Genomic DNA, 12,365 nt, shown 5'->3' with positions numbered 1-12,365 from the left:
TTTACTCCCTAGAGGACTCACCAATTTTTTTAAAATCTTTTTCGCCAAAAATGGCCGAGCTAAATAGATAATATTTAAATTCCAATAAATTATTGCTGGGATCTTTCAAAAAAAAAGATAGATGTTCAATTCGACTACCACTAAATCGTGTTTTCAATGGAATTTCAAAAGAAACGTGCTCCCTTTTAATTTTTGCCAAAAAAGCATCAAACTCATGTCGCTCGAGAAAAATTAAGCCGAAATGTCTTGGGTAAATGCCTTCTTGTGAAGGAAGGATGGTATCCACTTTATGTGCCACAATTTGATGATTGCCAAATTCTAAAATCAAAGCATGAGCAGATTCCCGTCCTAATGAAAAACCCAATTTATGGTGATAAAAATCTTTTGCCAGAACAAGATCATGCACTGGAAATGCGAGATGAAATAAAGTATTCATGAATTTAATTTCTTAATCATTTTTTGTTTTTTCCATGTTCCATTCTTCTGAACCATACATACTCCTTGTATTAGTCTGTTCTATAAGGATAGCAAAAGCAGGCAAGCTGAGATATAAAATTATATTAATTAAGAAATAAGTATGTAAGAATGTTTCCTTTATTTAATTTCAATTTCAAATATAAAATGTTTTTAGACACTATTTTTGATTATATTATTCACATTGATGTTTATCTAAACACCATTGTTTCAACTTATGGATTTTGGACCTATTTACTTTTATTTGCAGTGATTTTCTGCGAAACCGGGCTTATTGTGACACCTTTTTTACCGGGAGACTCCTTACTTTTTGCTGCAGGCAGTATCGCAGCTCAACCCGGGAACCCATTAAATATTTCAATTTTGTTGTTACTGCTTTTTGTTGCCTCAGTTTTGGGAAATCAAATCAATTTCCTGGTGGGGCGTCTATTGGGCCCCCGCATTTTTTCTACCGATAAATCCTGGCTGCTTAATAAAAAACATTTAGATGAAACCCATGCATTTTATGAAAAACATGGAGGTAAAACGATAATTTTTGCACGTTTTCTTCCAATCATACGCACTTTTGCACCTTTTGTTGCCGGCATAGGGACAATGCGAGTTTTTCATTTTTCATTGTACAATTTGATCAGTGCCTTAATATGGATTGCTAGTTTGTTGAGCTTAGGCTATTTTCTCGGCTCAATTTCACTAGTCAAAGAAAATTTCACCCTAGTAATTTACGGCATTATTTTTATTTCAATTTTACCCCCCTTTATTGCTTTATTAAGCCGAAAACGAACCTACTCGGATGAATAGAATGTAGTTCGGAATTCATTAGATGTGTTGACATCGTCTCACTTCCCTACATTCCGCGACGTGTTCGCGGAATTCAGGATATTAAAAACAAAACTGAAATCTCGAGCAATCCACTGCTCGATCATGGGATCCTGCGAACACGTCGCGGGGCGTGGGTAGTTGTTTGTAATTGACTTAACTTACTTAAAAAATTACCAGTTCATCAGGAATTAACTCTCCTTGAAACTCCTCCAAAAGCGCCGAATAATTTTTAGAGATATATTTTAAATCCTTTTTATTATGCGACTCATTTGCTGCTAACAGCCCCTGTAATAACATAGTCCTGAATGAATGAGGATGAGTATTACCGTTTTTACTATCTTCTAGAAAATTCACTAACATATTCTTAGCCTGCTCAAGATCTTCAACCAAAGAAAATTGCTCATCAAACTGACTGGCTCTTGTTCTACCGGATGCACCATGTCTGTGAAAAAGTGAAAAAATAATTCCATCACTATAAGTACAATATGCTATTACTGTACGATGGACTATATGAATTAATCGATTTAATTCTTTTTGATCTGCCTTTGAACTCATGAATGTTAGAGGGATCTCATCACTTTGGCTAAAAAGAGTTTGTTTATTGAGAAAGTATTGAGGTTGCTTCTTTGACCTTTCAGGATTTATTACTTCAGGCTGAGTTTTCTTTGGCTTACTTACATCTGTTTTTGGGAAATTTTGATCTTGAAGGGGTAATTTTTTTGTCACAGGATCTTTTTTAAGTTGCTTAGGTTCTATTTTTAATCCAATTATTTTCTTACTGCTTGAATGGGATAACACACTGCCCCCGGGTTCATTGGGCGCCGCTAAAACTTTTGACTTTTTAACTATTGTCACTTTTGTAGTCCAATGTGCATTACCCCAGTTATGTAAGGTAATAATAGGGTAAGAAGATTTATCACGTCCGTTCTCCTTACCGACGACATGGAGATTTACATGAAGTTGATCTGCGATTTCTTTCAAGTCATAATGGGTTGCCCATCTTCCTTTTTCTTTAATCTTTTCCATGCCTTTTAAAATAACTGAATCCGGATTTGCTTTCCTACCCACTATTATGTCTTTTTCTAATACTTCTTTGACATAAACATTTTGTATTTTTTGTGCTTCCTTATCGCCTTTTCCTTTAAGTTTTAGTACTAGTGATTGAGCAGTTTCTTGGGCCAATCTTTGGACTTCTGGAGATAAAGCCAATTCATTAAATTGGCTTATTGCAGCCAATGAGCGATCGTTTTTTCCTAAGTAAAAGTCTATTAATTCCACGAACTTGCAAAATATTGGGGTAGCTGAAATATTGCCTCGCCCATCTTTTAATATGTCTTCTGTTATTATTCTGTTTAGGGGTTCGTTTTTATAGACATTAAAGGCAATAATTCTTAAAGACATTTGTAACTTGAACAGGAGCTCTTTTTTATAATGTCCATGCGAGTGATATAATTCGTTTAAATCAAAGTCGAGAATCTCTTGCAAACTGACATGACGAAGACTTTGAATCCTCCATTGCTCATAAGTTTTGCTTTTTTCAGTAAGTGCGTGTTCTTTTTGAATAATATCGATTAAACCTATAGCAAACGCATAAAATCCGCAATCACCACCACCTGGATTATCGAGCACCCTTTCTTCTATAGTAAGATGATCATCCAATATTTCGGGGCTCGGATTAGTCAGGGATGGTCCCTTGCCAATTTCAATTTTGGTTCCAGACATTGATTACTCCCCGGTTGCACTCTATAGAATTGATCTCTTTGGAAACTCTACTGCAAAAGCGACTTATTTCGTCGCTCGAATCCTCATGTACGTGTACACTCCGGTTCTGCGCTCCCTCGCAATTCATCCTCTGCAGCGAGTTTCCAAAGAAGTCTAATACAAAAATGTTCACATATTATGCTACGAGGGAATTTAACTCGCAATAGAAAGTATTTATTTGGAAATAATCAGCTAATCGGCAATCAATAATTGCGATAGCATGCCATTTTGAATCCAACCCTTAAGAAAAGAAGCAGCCTTCATCCCCACCTCTTCCGGTTTTATCCACTGGCAAAGTCCTTCACAAAGTGCACCAAAAGACAATCTTTGTGATAAGTTGTCTAAAGCCCAAGCTTCTTCATCTGAGAGACTATAAAATTGAATTATATATTCTGGTGAGCGCCATAAAACCCAGGATGTAGGCATTGAGCTTTGTTGCAATTCAGGCAGTTCCCGATCGTGAGTTAAAGCCTGCCAAAGAGGAATTGTATTTCCTAAATAATTGACTCGCTGTAGCGATGGATGGAGAACAAATTGAAGATTGGGCCATGCCTCAGGTGGAATAACCGCCATATCCTCAACTCGTACTACCTGTTCATCAGCAGCATCAAAAGCCAAACCCATTTTCCACTCAAAATCAGCAAGCTCAGATAAATGAGGATAGTGGGGATAATTATGCTTAATGAAATCTGCTAATAAATCACCAAACCAACGAATAGAGCGATAACAAGAAGGATGGGCATCAATGTAATAAGTAGATAACTTATTAAATTCTTCGGTTCCTAAATAAGCATATAAGGCAGGAAAGTTAGTACTCAAACTTTCAATAAGCCGAAGTTTATAAGCATCACGATAAATGCCTAGGCGAGTTTCCACTGATACCAAATCAGTTTGTACTATAGAACCATGAATCTCAGCATGCCCTGATAAGAGAAATTTTTGAAACTGATTCTGTAACTGGGAAAGCTCCGTCATACCAGTACCTCTTCAACTAAAATTGACTCAGCAATCCGTCGTGCCTGATTGATTTCTGCGAGCAATTCCGCAAAAGGAGGCATATTGTCATCTCGTTCAATCATAGATGATATCGGCCCTAAACGTTGCAATGCTGCAGCATAAAGATTCCAAACAGGTTGAATTACTGGTGCGTCATGCGTATCGATAATGTAATCGCCATGATTTGAATGGCCAGCTAAATGAATTTGCGCAACACGTTCGGCAGGCATAGCCATAATATAATCCATGGGATTAAACTGATGATTTACAGAACTCACATAAATATTATTTATGTCTAATAAAATATAACAACCTGCTTGTTTTACAATTTCCTGGATAAATTCCCATTCGGTCATTTCAGATTGTTTGTAAGTAAGATAACTGGAAACGTTTTCGATTAAAATGGGACGCCCTAAAAAATCCTGTACTTGCTGAATTCGCGATGCAATGTGGGTTATTGTTTCACGTGTATAGGGAACAGGCAACAAATCATGAGCATTAATCCCGTTAACCCCCGTCCAGCATAAATGATCAGATACCCAGACTGGCTCGACACGAGCTACCAACGCTTTTAATTGATTTAAATAATCACGATCCAGCGGGTCTGTACTTCCTAATGAAAGAGATACCCCATGCATCACTATAGGATAGTGAGCTCGTATTTGGTCAAGATAGTAAAGTGGTTTGCCACCTGAAACCATATAATTTTCGGTGAGTACCTCAAACCAATCCAAGTTGGGTTTTTGTTCCAAGATTTCTTCATAATAATCAGGTCGTAATCCCAATCCAAAACCTAAAAAAGGCATTTTTTCAATTGTTTTATACTGTGGGATATCCATATTCAGCCCGGGGAAAGATATGAAACCAGGCATGCAATACATGCCTGGAGTAATGCGAAACTCAAATTGAAATTATTGAACAACAGTACCGCCTGCTTTTTGGCAGTCCTCTTGAGACATTTCAGCGATACCTTTTCCTTTACAAGCGTTTTGGCCTTTACAAGCGTTATCAGCAGTTTTGCAAGCGCCTTGTCCTTTACATGCATTACCACCTTGGCATTTTACCATGCCCGCAGTAGTATCAGCTGCAAAAGCAGGGGTTAAAGCAAACATAGAAGCAGCACCCATTGCAAGAGCAACGCCTGTTAATTGTAATTTGTTCATTTACTTAATTCCTTTTAGAGTTAGTTAAATAAGCTATAAGGCAAAATATAATTTAGCCCTTTGCATTTTAGAAATTTATATTTAATTTTGTCAAGTTCGCCTTTGAAAAATAATGGTTTTCCTCTAGTGATTAGCCAAATCGCACCAATAACAGCAAAATGAGCATAATCCTTAGTCATCTCCACTTCCAAAACAAAGTCTATAATAAAAATAATTGTTGTAATTTTAAAGTAACAATAAAGATATGACTCAACCATTATTTACAACCAAAGAAATTTTTGAATTCATTAAACAACATGAACCTTTTAGTTGTATGAGTGATGCATGTCTTTCAAAACTTTCTCGTGTTTTGGAAATAGAATCCCGAGCCGGTGATTCCCTTTTGATTAAAAAAGGGGAAAATATGAATGACCTCTACATTTTAATTAAAGGTCGTCTTTACTATCAAATAACCGATATTGAAGGAAATGTAACGTTCCAAGGCGAGCTACATGAAGGATCAATTATAGGTGAAATGGCTCTTTTGTCTGATTTACCACGTTCTGCGAATGTCTATACCTTGCGTGATAGCATTATCTTAAAATTATCGAAAAAATATTTTTTGAAATTGTGCAGAACATTTCCTGAACTGCTGAATAAAATAACCCAATTCACCATTCAACGACTAACCAACTCACTGCAGGGAATCCATAGCGCTTCTACACGCGATAAATCTATTGCTCTAATCCCTATAAGACCAATACAAGACCTCGAATTTCAATTGCAAGAAATGATTTTTCGTTTCTCCTATGGAGAAAAAATTCTTTTATTAAACAGTAGTTATCTGGAAAAAAGAAAAAATCTGCTGGATGCGAATGGAAATATGAGTAATGAAGGGATTTTATGGATTAACCAACTAGAAAAAGAGTACACTTATATTTTCTATCTCGCTGATGAAACAATAACAAGCTGGACTAAATTTTGTGTACGTCAAGCAGATTCACTCGCTTTTTTAGCACTGGCAGAAGAACATGATCCTGACTTATCCGAAGTAGAGAGTTACATTTTAACAATGCAAAGTAATTTTATTAAACGAAACGTACTAGTACTTCTTCATCAAACTGCAAACCCACCAAAAAATACTCAAAGCTGGTTAGAAAAACGCTCTGTCAACAGTCATTTTCATGTTCGAAGTAATACAGAGGACGGTATTTCCCGGATGATGCGTATCTTTACTGACAATACCATATCCTTAGTACTCAGTGGCGGCGGCGCACGAGGTCTCGCTCATATAGGTGTTTATCGCTTATTAGAAGAAAGAGGGATCCCCGTAGATTACATTGCCGGAACAAGTATGGGAGCAATGCTCGCAGCTGTTTTTGCTATGGGATATTCTTCTAGTGATGTTTTGAAATATGTAGAAGCGTATTTGATCAAAGGGTCCAAAATTGATTTTACCTTCCCCTACATCGCAATTGCTACAGGCAGAAGAGCCACAGACAGTCTTATTGAACTCTATGGTGAAAAGAGTCAAATCGAAGATTTATGGCTTAACTATTTTTGCGTATCAACGGATTTAATCAGTAAAAATTTATATGTCCATGACAGAGGACTATTATGGGAATCCATTCGTTCCAGCATTTCCTTACCTTTTATTTATCCACCAGTATCTTTTAATGACAAACTTCTAATTGATGGTGGAATACTCAATAATATACCCACTAATGTCATGAGACAGTACTCACATAGCAGTAAAATTATTGCTTCCAATATTAATAATAATAATGCATTTAAATTATCACCAATACCCTATTCGCTTTCTGGATGGAAACTGCTTTACAATAAATTTATGGGGAAAGAGTCAATATTACCCATTAACTTAGGTGAATTGGTGTTGAGACTTCTAACAATCAGCTCCCATCAAAATACCTCAAAAATGATGGCCATGGCAGATTATGGTATTACTTTAAAAACAGATCAATATGGCATTCTGGATTTCAAAAAATACAAAGAAATCGCCGAAACAGGTTATGAACAAGCAAAAGCTCAGTTTACCGCACAAAATTCAGCCGAACTATTAAAAATAAAAAATAATCCTCAATTTAATTCTGACAAAATGATATAAGTTTATCTTAAGCTCAAGGTTATTTTTTCGCCTTTCGTGCAATAACCTGATCAAATAGCGCTCTTTTCTCTGGAGGTAACGATTCTCGTCGCAAAGCCATCATTTCTTCGACTGAACCTTGTATGCAATCTGGAGTAAGGCGGTCGAGAATTAAAAAGCCATTTAAATGATCAATTTCATGTTGTAAAACCCGAGCATAGAATCCCTCTTCAATTTGTTGATGAAAACGACCTGACTCATCATAATAACTCACTGTGATTTGCTCATATCGAGGAACCTTCCCGGATTTGCTGGAAACAGAATAGCAACCCTCAAAATCTTGGCGCATTTCAGATCCAGCTATCGGCTCATAACTTGGATTAATCATAATATGCATAGGATAAAATTTGTTAACATTATCCCGCAATAAAGTCGATTCTTCGGGAATATAGATTGCAATTATTCTTTTTGCACAGTTTACCTGGGGCGCGGCCAAACCAACTCCACCCAATCCATGCAATTTAGTCTTCATTGCAGCAATTAACTTTTTATCTTCCTGGCTCAAAGGAAACTGGACTTCTTGAGCCTTACTCTTTAAAACCTTACGGTATTCAGGTTGTTCTATAGTTACTATGTCCATAGCCATACTTGTGGTACTTCCTAATAAGTATAATGCGAGCCCCAAACACATTCTTTCCATAGGGCTAATTCATTTTCTTCATGTTTTCTGTTTGAACTGCAAAATAATCTTTAGCTTGATAAATATGATCCGCATCAATACCAACGCGCAGTGCTTCAACCAAATCTTCTTGGTGTTGACTAATCACACGAAGCTCTGAAACCGGAACATCTGTAAGTTGTTTTGTAACCAAATAATTGAGTAAAGACATTGTGGAGCCGGGATCAACCGTTTGGTTTTCCTCTTGTGTTTTAAAGAGTTGGTAGCGGTAAGACAAACAAAGAAATATACCGGGAGCAATTTCAACAGGCTCTTTATTTTCTTTAATGCTTACATCAATATCTCGATAAAAATTGATGGATGGATATGCTTTTCGCAACATATTGAGAATCTGCAATACATGCAATTCATTGGTATTCGCAATAAAATAAATAGGATCTCTTTTCGATTTAAATCCAGCTGCATGAGAAACTTCTGAATTTAAATCGCGCTCTGCTTCATGAATTAATACTGAGAGATAGTCTGCCTTTAATTCATCCCATTCGACTTGTGAATTCCAAGCATGTTCCAGAAGCATCCTTGCAAAAGTATTGGAATACAACTGCTTGCCCTTTAATTCCTCCATGTCCCTCTCTGCAGGAGCTGCATCCTTAAGAAATGAAAAAATTTCCAATAAACGTTCCAAAAATTCTTCTGTAGTAAGTTTACCTAAGCGATAAGGCTGAATTAATTTAGAGTTATTCCTACCCAGTTGATACATAAGCCAAGCATAATTTGTCCATGATTGAAAGAAACTGGAACAACAACTGAAATACCCCGTAGAATAACGATCGCAAATATCTTCAAATGAGCGGACACAGGTGCTAATGGGTTTTAAAGCATGTATGGCTGATAAATTAACAATAAGTGGCATGATTTTAATGACCTGGGTATTTTTTTGCCGATTTTATCCCAAATAATAAAGTGATTCAAATGAAGAACTTACTTTGTCACTCAAATCAGTTCCGTTGTGTTTCTACTCTCAGGGTAAACCCTAAACTCCTACATAATAACTGTGATAATATATCACATTTCTCAAACGCTTATGCTTATGCAAACAACAAATACAATACTGCTGCGGACGTTAAGTCAGCATGATGAAGCTAATTTTCTCCTGACCATGCAAAAAAGCCGGCATTTTCACTATCCATTTGTTAGTGCACCTCAAACTTCTGAGGAGTTTCAAACCTATTTACAAAAATATCAGCACGAAGATCGTCGATGTTTTTTAGCATTAAACCAGAATGAAGAGATTATCGGTGTATTCAATATTAATGAAATGGTGCATGGTGTGTTTCAAAGTGCATACATGGGTTATTTTGCATCGGTAACCTACGCTGGCCAAGGATTAATGAGTCGAGCATTAAAACTGGTTTTAAAAGAAGTTTTCTTAAAATTAAAACTGCATCGAATTGAAGCAAATATCCAACCTACTAATACTGCATCCATTCATTTAGCCACCCAAAATGGCTTTCTTAAAGAAGGATTCTCCCCAAGATATTTGAAAATAAACAATGTATGGTGTGATCATTTTCGCTTTGCTTTAACCTATGAAGACTGGTTAGCACATCAATAGAGTTACTTGTTCTGAGTGAACTTAACGGAAATCAGGGATTTGCCAAAGATTTTTCCAAGTTTTGCTATGTTACTCAGGCTAATGAGTACATATTACCAAACTCTAGCCAATAACTGCCTATACCCAGTAATGACTTTATCCGCAATTAAAAATTGATATGTGTCATAGGTTGTCGTCAAACCAATTACTTGCATCCCTGCCGCTTTAGCTGCTTTGACTCCATGGAGTGTGTCTTCGATTACCAAACAACGTCCAGGAGCAACATTTAAACGTTTTGCAGTGAGTAAATAACCTTCAGGAGATGGCTTTCCGCTTTGTACATCTTCCGTTGTCACAATAGCATCAAAATAAGCATGTAATTTTCCTTGCCTTACTCTAGAGAGTACCGCGTTAATTTCACTACAACTGGAGCCACTACAAATGGCAATTTTATTAATTTTAGGAGCAATTTTAAAAATAAATTGTTCAAAATCTACAATCAGAGGTAAGGAATCTCGATTATTAATGATATTAATGTAAGCACTCGCTTTTTGTTGAATCAAATGCTTGATTTCTCTTTCCGTACAACGAACTCCCTCATTGCACAATAACCTTGGGAACATATCTTTATCAGAAAACCCCAAGTATTTTTTTATATATTCACAATAGCTTAGAGTTATTCCTAATGACTTAAGCACATAACAGCATGCTTCATAGTGAATAGGTTCACTGTCTAAAATAACTCCATCAAAATCAAAAATAATCGCATCATACATAGTATTTCAGATCCATTTTATCCTGTTGTACTTTATAGGGAAATCGCTCATTTTTTACATTTACACCCTACATTAAAAATATAAATGCCTCTTTATGTTAAATGAAGGAATCATAAAATAGTCACTAAACATTGATCTGCATGCAAAAGAACTTCTTTACCAAGAGGTAATACACATCGTCTAGGAAAATGTCCATAAGGAAAGTTTTTAATGCAGGGTACTTTAATACGCAAGGACCATTCTTCAATCACATCATCAACAATCCCATCACGCTCCGGAAAATACTTCGCAACACACCGAACAAACTGCCCAAAAATCACACCATTAACTTCACTAAAAACCCCCGCCATATCAAGCTGCGATAAACGGCTATCCACTTGATAAGGCTCTGCACCTACGTCTTCTAATAATAAAATACAGTTTTTTACTTCGGGTTGATAAGGTGTCCCCATTAATGAAATCAACGCTTCCAAATTACCACCAACCAATCTGCCTTTGGCGATGCCTGGTTGCACTGTTTGACCTTCTTTTATTTGATATGATCCTCCTGCAAGACAAGTCCATAGGGTCTTCTCAATTAAAGGATCAAGTGGACCGTCTCCTAAATCACCAAATACAAAACCTGTACAAGAAATCATTCTGGTTTTCTTAAGTAAAGCCACTTGTAAGGCGGTAGTATCACTAAACCCGCTTAAATATTTGGGTCGAGTTCGAATAAGATCATAATCAAGAAGAGGGATTATTCGTTGCGCTCCATAACCACCGGCAATCGCCATGATCACTTTAACCTCATCATCCATAAAAAAATCCATGACGTCTCTTGCCCGAAACTCATCCTCTCCAGCTAAAAAACGATCCGTAGCATGCACATGTTGTCCCAGCTTCACTTGAAACCCTTTTTGCTGCAAATAAGCAATACCGACTTCCAATATGCCAGGAATCATAGGACTTGATGGAGTAACCAGCCCAATAGTATCTCCAGGTTTTAATGGTTCAGGGTAAAGGTAATGCATCCTTAGTCTCCAGTGGGCTTCCTTCAATGCTACTTATACGATTATTTTGCTAATTCTAATAACCAAAAAATAATACTTTGTTTTTTTCAATCAATCGAGCCTGATTTTGATAAACTTGACAAAGCAGGAAGATGAACCAAAATTTAAGAACCATAAAAGGAATTATTTTGATGTTATGAAAAAACATCCATACCTAGCTGAAATTTATCATCTGCAAACAACTCATTGCCCCAAAAAAAAGGAGCTCTCATGCTGGTCAAGAAAACCAGGCAAGCAAACTCCAAAAGTCGTCATTTTAAAAAATGTGTTATTTTTCCTGTGATTGTATGGTCACAGAGTTTAAATGGAGAAAATTATGGCTACTTCAAAAAAACCTGAGGAAGAAAAAGCCCTAATGCGCGAAGTTGAAATAATTTATAAACGCCGATCCATACGAAATTACACGTCACAAAAACTTGATCGGACAACTATTAACTCATTACTTGATGCCGCAGTTCAAGCGCCTACTGCCATGCAGGAAGAACCATGGTCTTTTGCTGTAATTCAAGATCAGGATACCCTGGATCGTTTATCAGACAGCGTGAAAGCACTTATTTACACAGAATCCCTTAATTATTCAAAAATACAGATGAGATATCTGCAAGAACTTATAAATGATCCTGATTTTCATGCATTTTATAATGCAAGCACCCTCATCATTATTTACAGCAAATATCATGGACATTTTGTAACTGCTGATTGTTGGTTGGCAGCTGAAAACTTAATACTCGCAGCTTGTGCCCATGGACTTGGTACCTGTGTTATTGGGCTTGCAGTTTCGGCTTTGAATACTCCTGAATGGAAAACAAAATTGAATATTCCCTCTGATATAACAGCAATTGCACCCATTATTGTAGGGGTCCCAGCCGTCACTCAACCAGTAGTGCCTCGTAAATTACCAGAAGTTCTCATATGGAAATAAAAACATAACCAAGGAACGCAAAAATATGAAAAAAAATCTACTTCTA

14 protein-coding genes are annotated in these 12,365 nt (G+C 36.6%); 4 read left to right on the top strand and 10 right to left on the bottom strand.

The annotated features are described in order from the left end of the window. Position 1: 1 nt before the first annotated feature. Positions 2-436 carry a VOC family protein gene (locus tag DY223_RS04450; RefSeq protein WP_058460277.1) on the bottom strand — a complete coding sequence of 145 codons (435 nt, stop codon included), beginning with the start codon at positions 434-436 and terminating at the stop codon, positions 2-4. 185 nt (positions 437-621) lie between these two features. Here DY223_RS04450 and DY223_RS04445 point away from each other — a divergent pair, with 185 nt between their 5' ends. After that, the gene (locus DY223_RS04445; protein ID WP_058460561.1) at positions 622-1,272 is read left to right on the top strand and encodes a DedA family protein; all 651 of its coding nucleotides are present in this window, start codon (positions 622-624) and stop codon (positions 1,270-1,272) included. Positions 1,273-1,455: 183 nt separating this feature from the next. On the opposite strand, the gene DY223_RS04440 is transcribed toward DY223_RS04445, so the two are convergent. From DY223_RS04440 to DY223_RS19065, 5 genes are all read right to left on the bottom strand, one after another. Then, positions 1,456-3,015, bottom strand: coding sequence for a hypothetical protein (locus DY223_RS04440; protein WP_058460276.1), 1,560 nt, complete (start codon positions 3,013-3,015; stop codon positions 1,456-1,458). A gap of 231 nt (positions 3,016-3,246) precedes the next feature. Beyond that, positions 3,247-4,029 (bottom strand): HvfC/BufC N-terminal domain-containing protein, encoded by a 783-nt coding sequence (locus DY223_RS04435; protein ID WP_058460275.1) that lies wholly within the window; start codon positions 4,027-4,029, stop codon positions 3,247-3,249. Next, positions 4,026-4,889 carry an MNIO family bufferin maturase gene (bufB, locus tag DY223_RS04430; RefSeq protein ID WP_058460560.1) on the bottom strand — a complete coding sequence of 288 codons (864 nt, stop codon included), beginning with the start codon at positions 4,887-4,889 and terminating at the stop codon, positions 4,026-4,028. The genes DY223_RS04435 and bufB overlap by 4 nt, the downstream gene beginning before the upstream one ends. Before the next feature lie 72 nt (positions 4,890-4,961). Then, on the bottom strand, positions 4,962-5,213 hold the full coding sequence (gene bufA2, locus DY223_RS04425; RefSeq protein WP_058460274.1) for a BufA2 family periplasmic bufferin-type metallophore: 252 nt from the start codon (positions 5,211-5,213) through the stop codon (positions 4,962-4,964). Positions 5,214-5,233: 20 nt separating this feature from the next. Then, positions 5,234-5,392 (bottom strand): hypothetical protein, encoded by a 159-nt coding sequence (locus tag DY223_RS19065; protein WP_154669230.1) that lies wholly within the window; start codon positions 5,390-5,392, stop codon positions 5,234-5,236. 65 nt (positions 5,393-5,457) lie between these two features. Between DY223_RS19065 and DY223_RS04415 the strand changes: the two genes are divergently transcribed. Continuing rightward, the gene (locus tag DY223_RS04415; RefSeq protein ID WP_058460272.1) at positions 5,458-7,317 is read left to right on the top strand and encodes a patatin-like phospholipase family protein; all 1,860 of its coding nucleotides are present in this window, start codon (positions 5,458-5,460) and stop codon (positions 7,315-7,317) included. A 19-nt stretch (positions 7,318-7,336) separates the two neighbouring features. Here DY223_RS04415 and def read toward each other — a convergent pair whose 3' ends face one another. Both def and DY223_RS04405 read right to left on the bottom strand, forming a co-directional pair. Next, positions 7,337-7,942: a peptide deformylase gene (gene def / locus DY223_RS04410; protein WP_058460559.1), complete on the bottom strand. Its 606-nt coding sequence runs from the start codon at positions 7,940-7,942 to the stop codon at positions 7,337-7,339. A 58-nt stretch (positions 7,943-8,000) separates the two neighbouring features. Further along, on the bottom strand, positions 8,001-8,888 hold the full coding sequence (locus tag DY223_RS04405) for a hypothetical protein (protein WP_058460271.1): 888 nt from the start codon (positions 8,886-8,888) through the stop codon (positions 8,001-8,003). 177 nt (positions 8,889-9,065) lie between these two features. On the opposite strand from DY223_RS04405, the gene DY223_RS04400 reads away from it, so the two are divergent. After that, positions 9,066-9,590, top strand: coding sequence for a GNAT family N-acetyltransferase (locus DY223_RS04400; RefSeq protein WP_058460270.1), 525 nt, complete (start codon positions 9,066-9,068; stop codon positions 9,588-9,590). 92 nt (positions 9,591-9,682) lie between these two features. Here DY223_RS04400 and DY223_RS04395 read toward each other — a convergent pair whose 3' ends face one another. Together DY223_RS04395 and DY223_RS04390 are read right to left on the bottom strand one after the other, a co-directional pair. After that, positions 9,683-10,345, bottom strand: coding sequence for an HAD family hydrolase (locus DY223_RS04395; RefSeq protein ID WP_058460269.1), 663 nt, complete (start codon positions 10,343-10,345; stop codon positions 9,683-9,685). A gap of 110 nt (positions 10,346-10,455) precedes the next feature. Then, positions 10,456-11,358 carry a S66 peptidase family protein gene (locus DY223_RS04390; protein WP_058460268.1) on the bottom strand — a complete coding sequence of 301 codons (903 nt, stop codon included), beginning with the start codon at positions 11,356-11,358 and terminating at the stop codon, positions 10,456-10,458. 355 nt (positions 11,359-11,713) lie between these two features. On the opposite strand from DY223_RS04390, the gene DY223_RS04385 reads away from it, so the two are divergent. After that, positions 11,714-12,319 carry a nitroreductase family protein gene (locus DY223_RS04385; RefSeq protein ID WP_058460267.1) on the top strand — a complete coding sequence of 202 codons (606 nt, stop codon included), beginning with the start codon at positions 11,714-11,716 and terminating at the stop codon, positions 12,317-12,319. The last annotated feature ends 46 nt before the right edge of the window (positions 12,320-12,365 follow it).

This window comes from Legionella bozemanae, from assembly GCF_900450575.1.
GTDB classification, from domain to species: Bacteria; Pseudomonadota; Gammaproteobacteria; order Legionellales; family Legionellaceae; genus Legionella; species Legionella bozemanae.
The sequence above is the reverse complement of the archived record's forward strand: the minus strand, read 5'-3'. Positions and strand labels throughout refer to the sequence as shown.

Excerpts from the sequence above, each read along its gene's own strand:
- DY223_RS04450 (WP_058460277.1), bottom strand. The coding sequence starts at position 436 with ATGAATACTTTATTTCATCTCGCATTTCCAGTGCATGATCTTGTTCTG.
- DY223_RS04445 (WP_058460561.1), top strand. The coding sequence starts at position 622 with ATGTTTTTAGACACTATTTTTGATTATATTATTCACATTGATGTTTAT.
- DY223_RS04440 (WP_058460276.1), bottom strand. The coding sequence starts at position 3,015 with ATGTCTGGAACCAAAATTGAAATTGGCAAGGGACCATCCCTGACTAAT.
- DY223_RS04435 (WP_058460275.1), bottom strand. The coding sequence starts at position 4,029 with ATGACGGAGCTTTCCCAGTTACAGAATCAGTTTCAAAAATTTCTCTTA.
- bufB (WP_058460560.1), bottom strand. The coding sequence starts at position 4,889 with ATGGATATCCCACAGTATAAAACAATTGAAAAAATGCCTTTTTTAGGT.
- bufA2 (WP_058460274.1), bottom strand. The coding sequence starts at position 5,213 with ATGAACAAATTACAATTAACAGGCGTTGCTCTTGCAATGGGTGCTGCT.
- DY223_RS19065 (WP_154669230.1), bottom strand. The coding sequence starts at position 5,392 with ATGACTAAGGATTATGCTCATTTTGCTGTTATTGGTGCGATTTGGCTA.
- DY223_RS04415 (WP_058460272.1), top strand. The coding sequence starts at position 5,458 with ATGACTCAACCATTATTTACAACCAAAGAAATTTTTGAATTCATTAAA.
- def (WP_058460559.1), bottom strand. The coding sequence starts at position 7,942 with ATGGCTATGGACATAGTAACTATAGAACAACCTGAATACCGTAAGGTT.
- DY223_RS04405 (WP_058460271.1), bottom strand. The coding sequence starts at position 8,888 with ATGCCACTTATTGTTAATTTATCAGCCATACATGCTTTAAAACCCATT.
- DY223_RS04400 (WP_058460270.1), top strand. The coding sequence starts at position 9,066 with ATGCAAACAACAAATACAATACTGCTGCGGACGTTAAGTCAGCATGAT.
- DY223_RS04395 (WP_058460269.1), bottom strand. The coding sequence starts at position 10,345 with ATGTATGATGCGATTATTTTTGATTTTGATGGAGTTATTTTAGACAGT.
- DY223_RS04390 (WP_058460268.1), bottom strand. The coding sequence starts at position 11,358 with ATGCATTACCTTTACCCTGAACCATTAAAACCTGGAGATACTATTGGG.
- DY223_RS04385 (WP_058460267.1), top strand. The coding sequence starts at position 11,714 with ATGGCTACTTCAAAAAAACCTGAGGAAGAAAAAGCCCTAATGCGCGAA.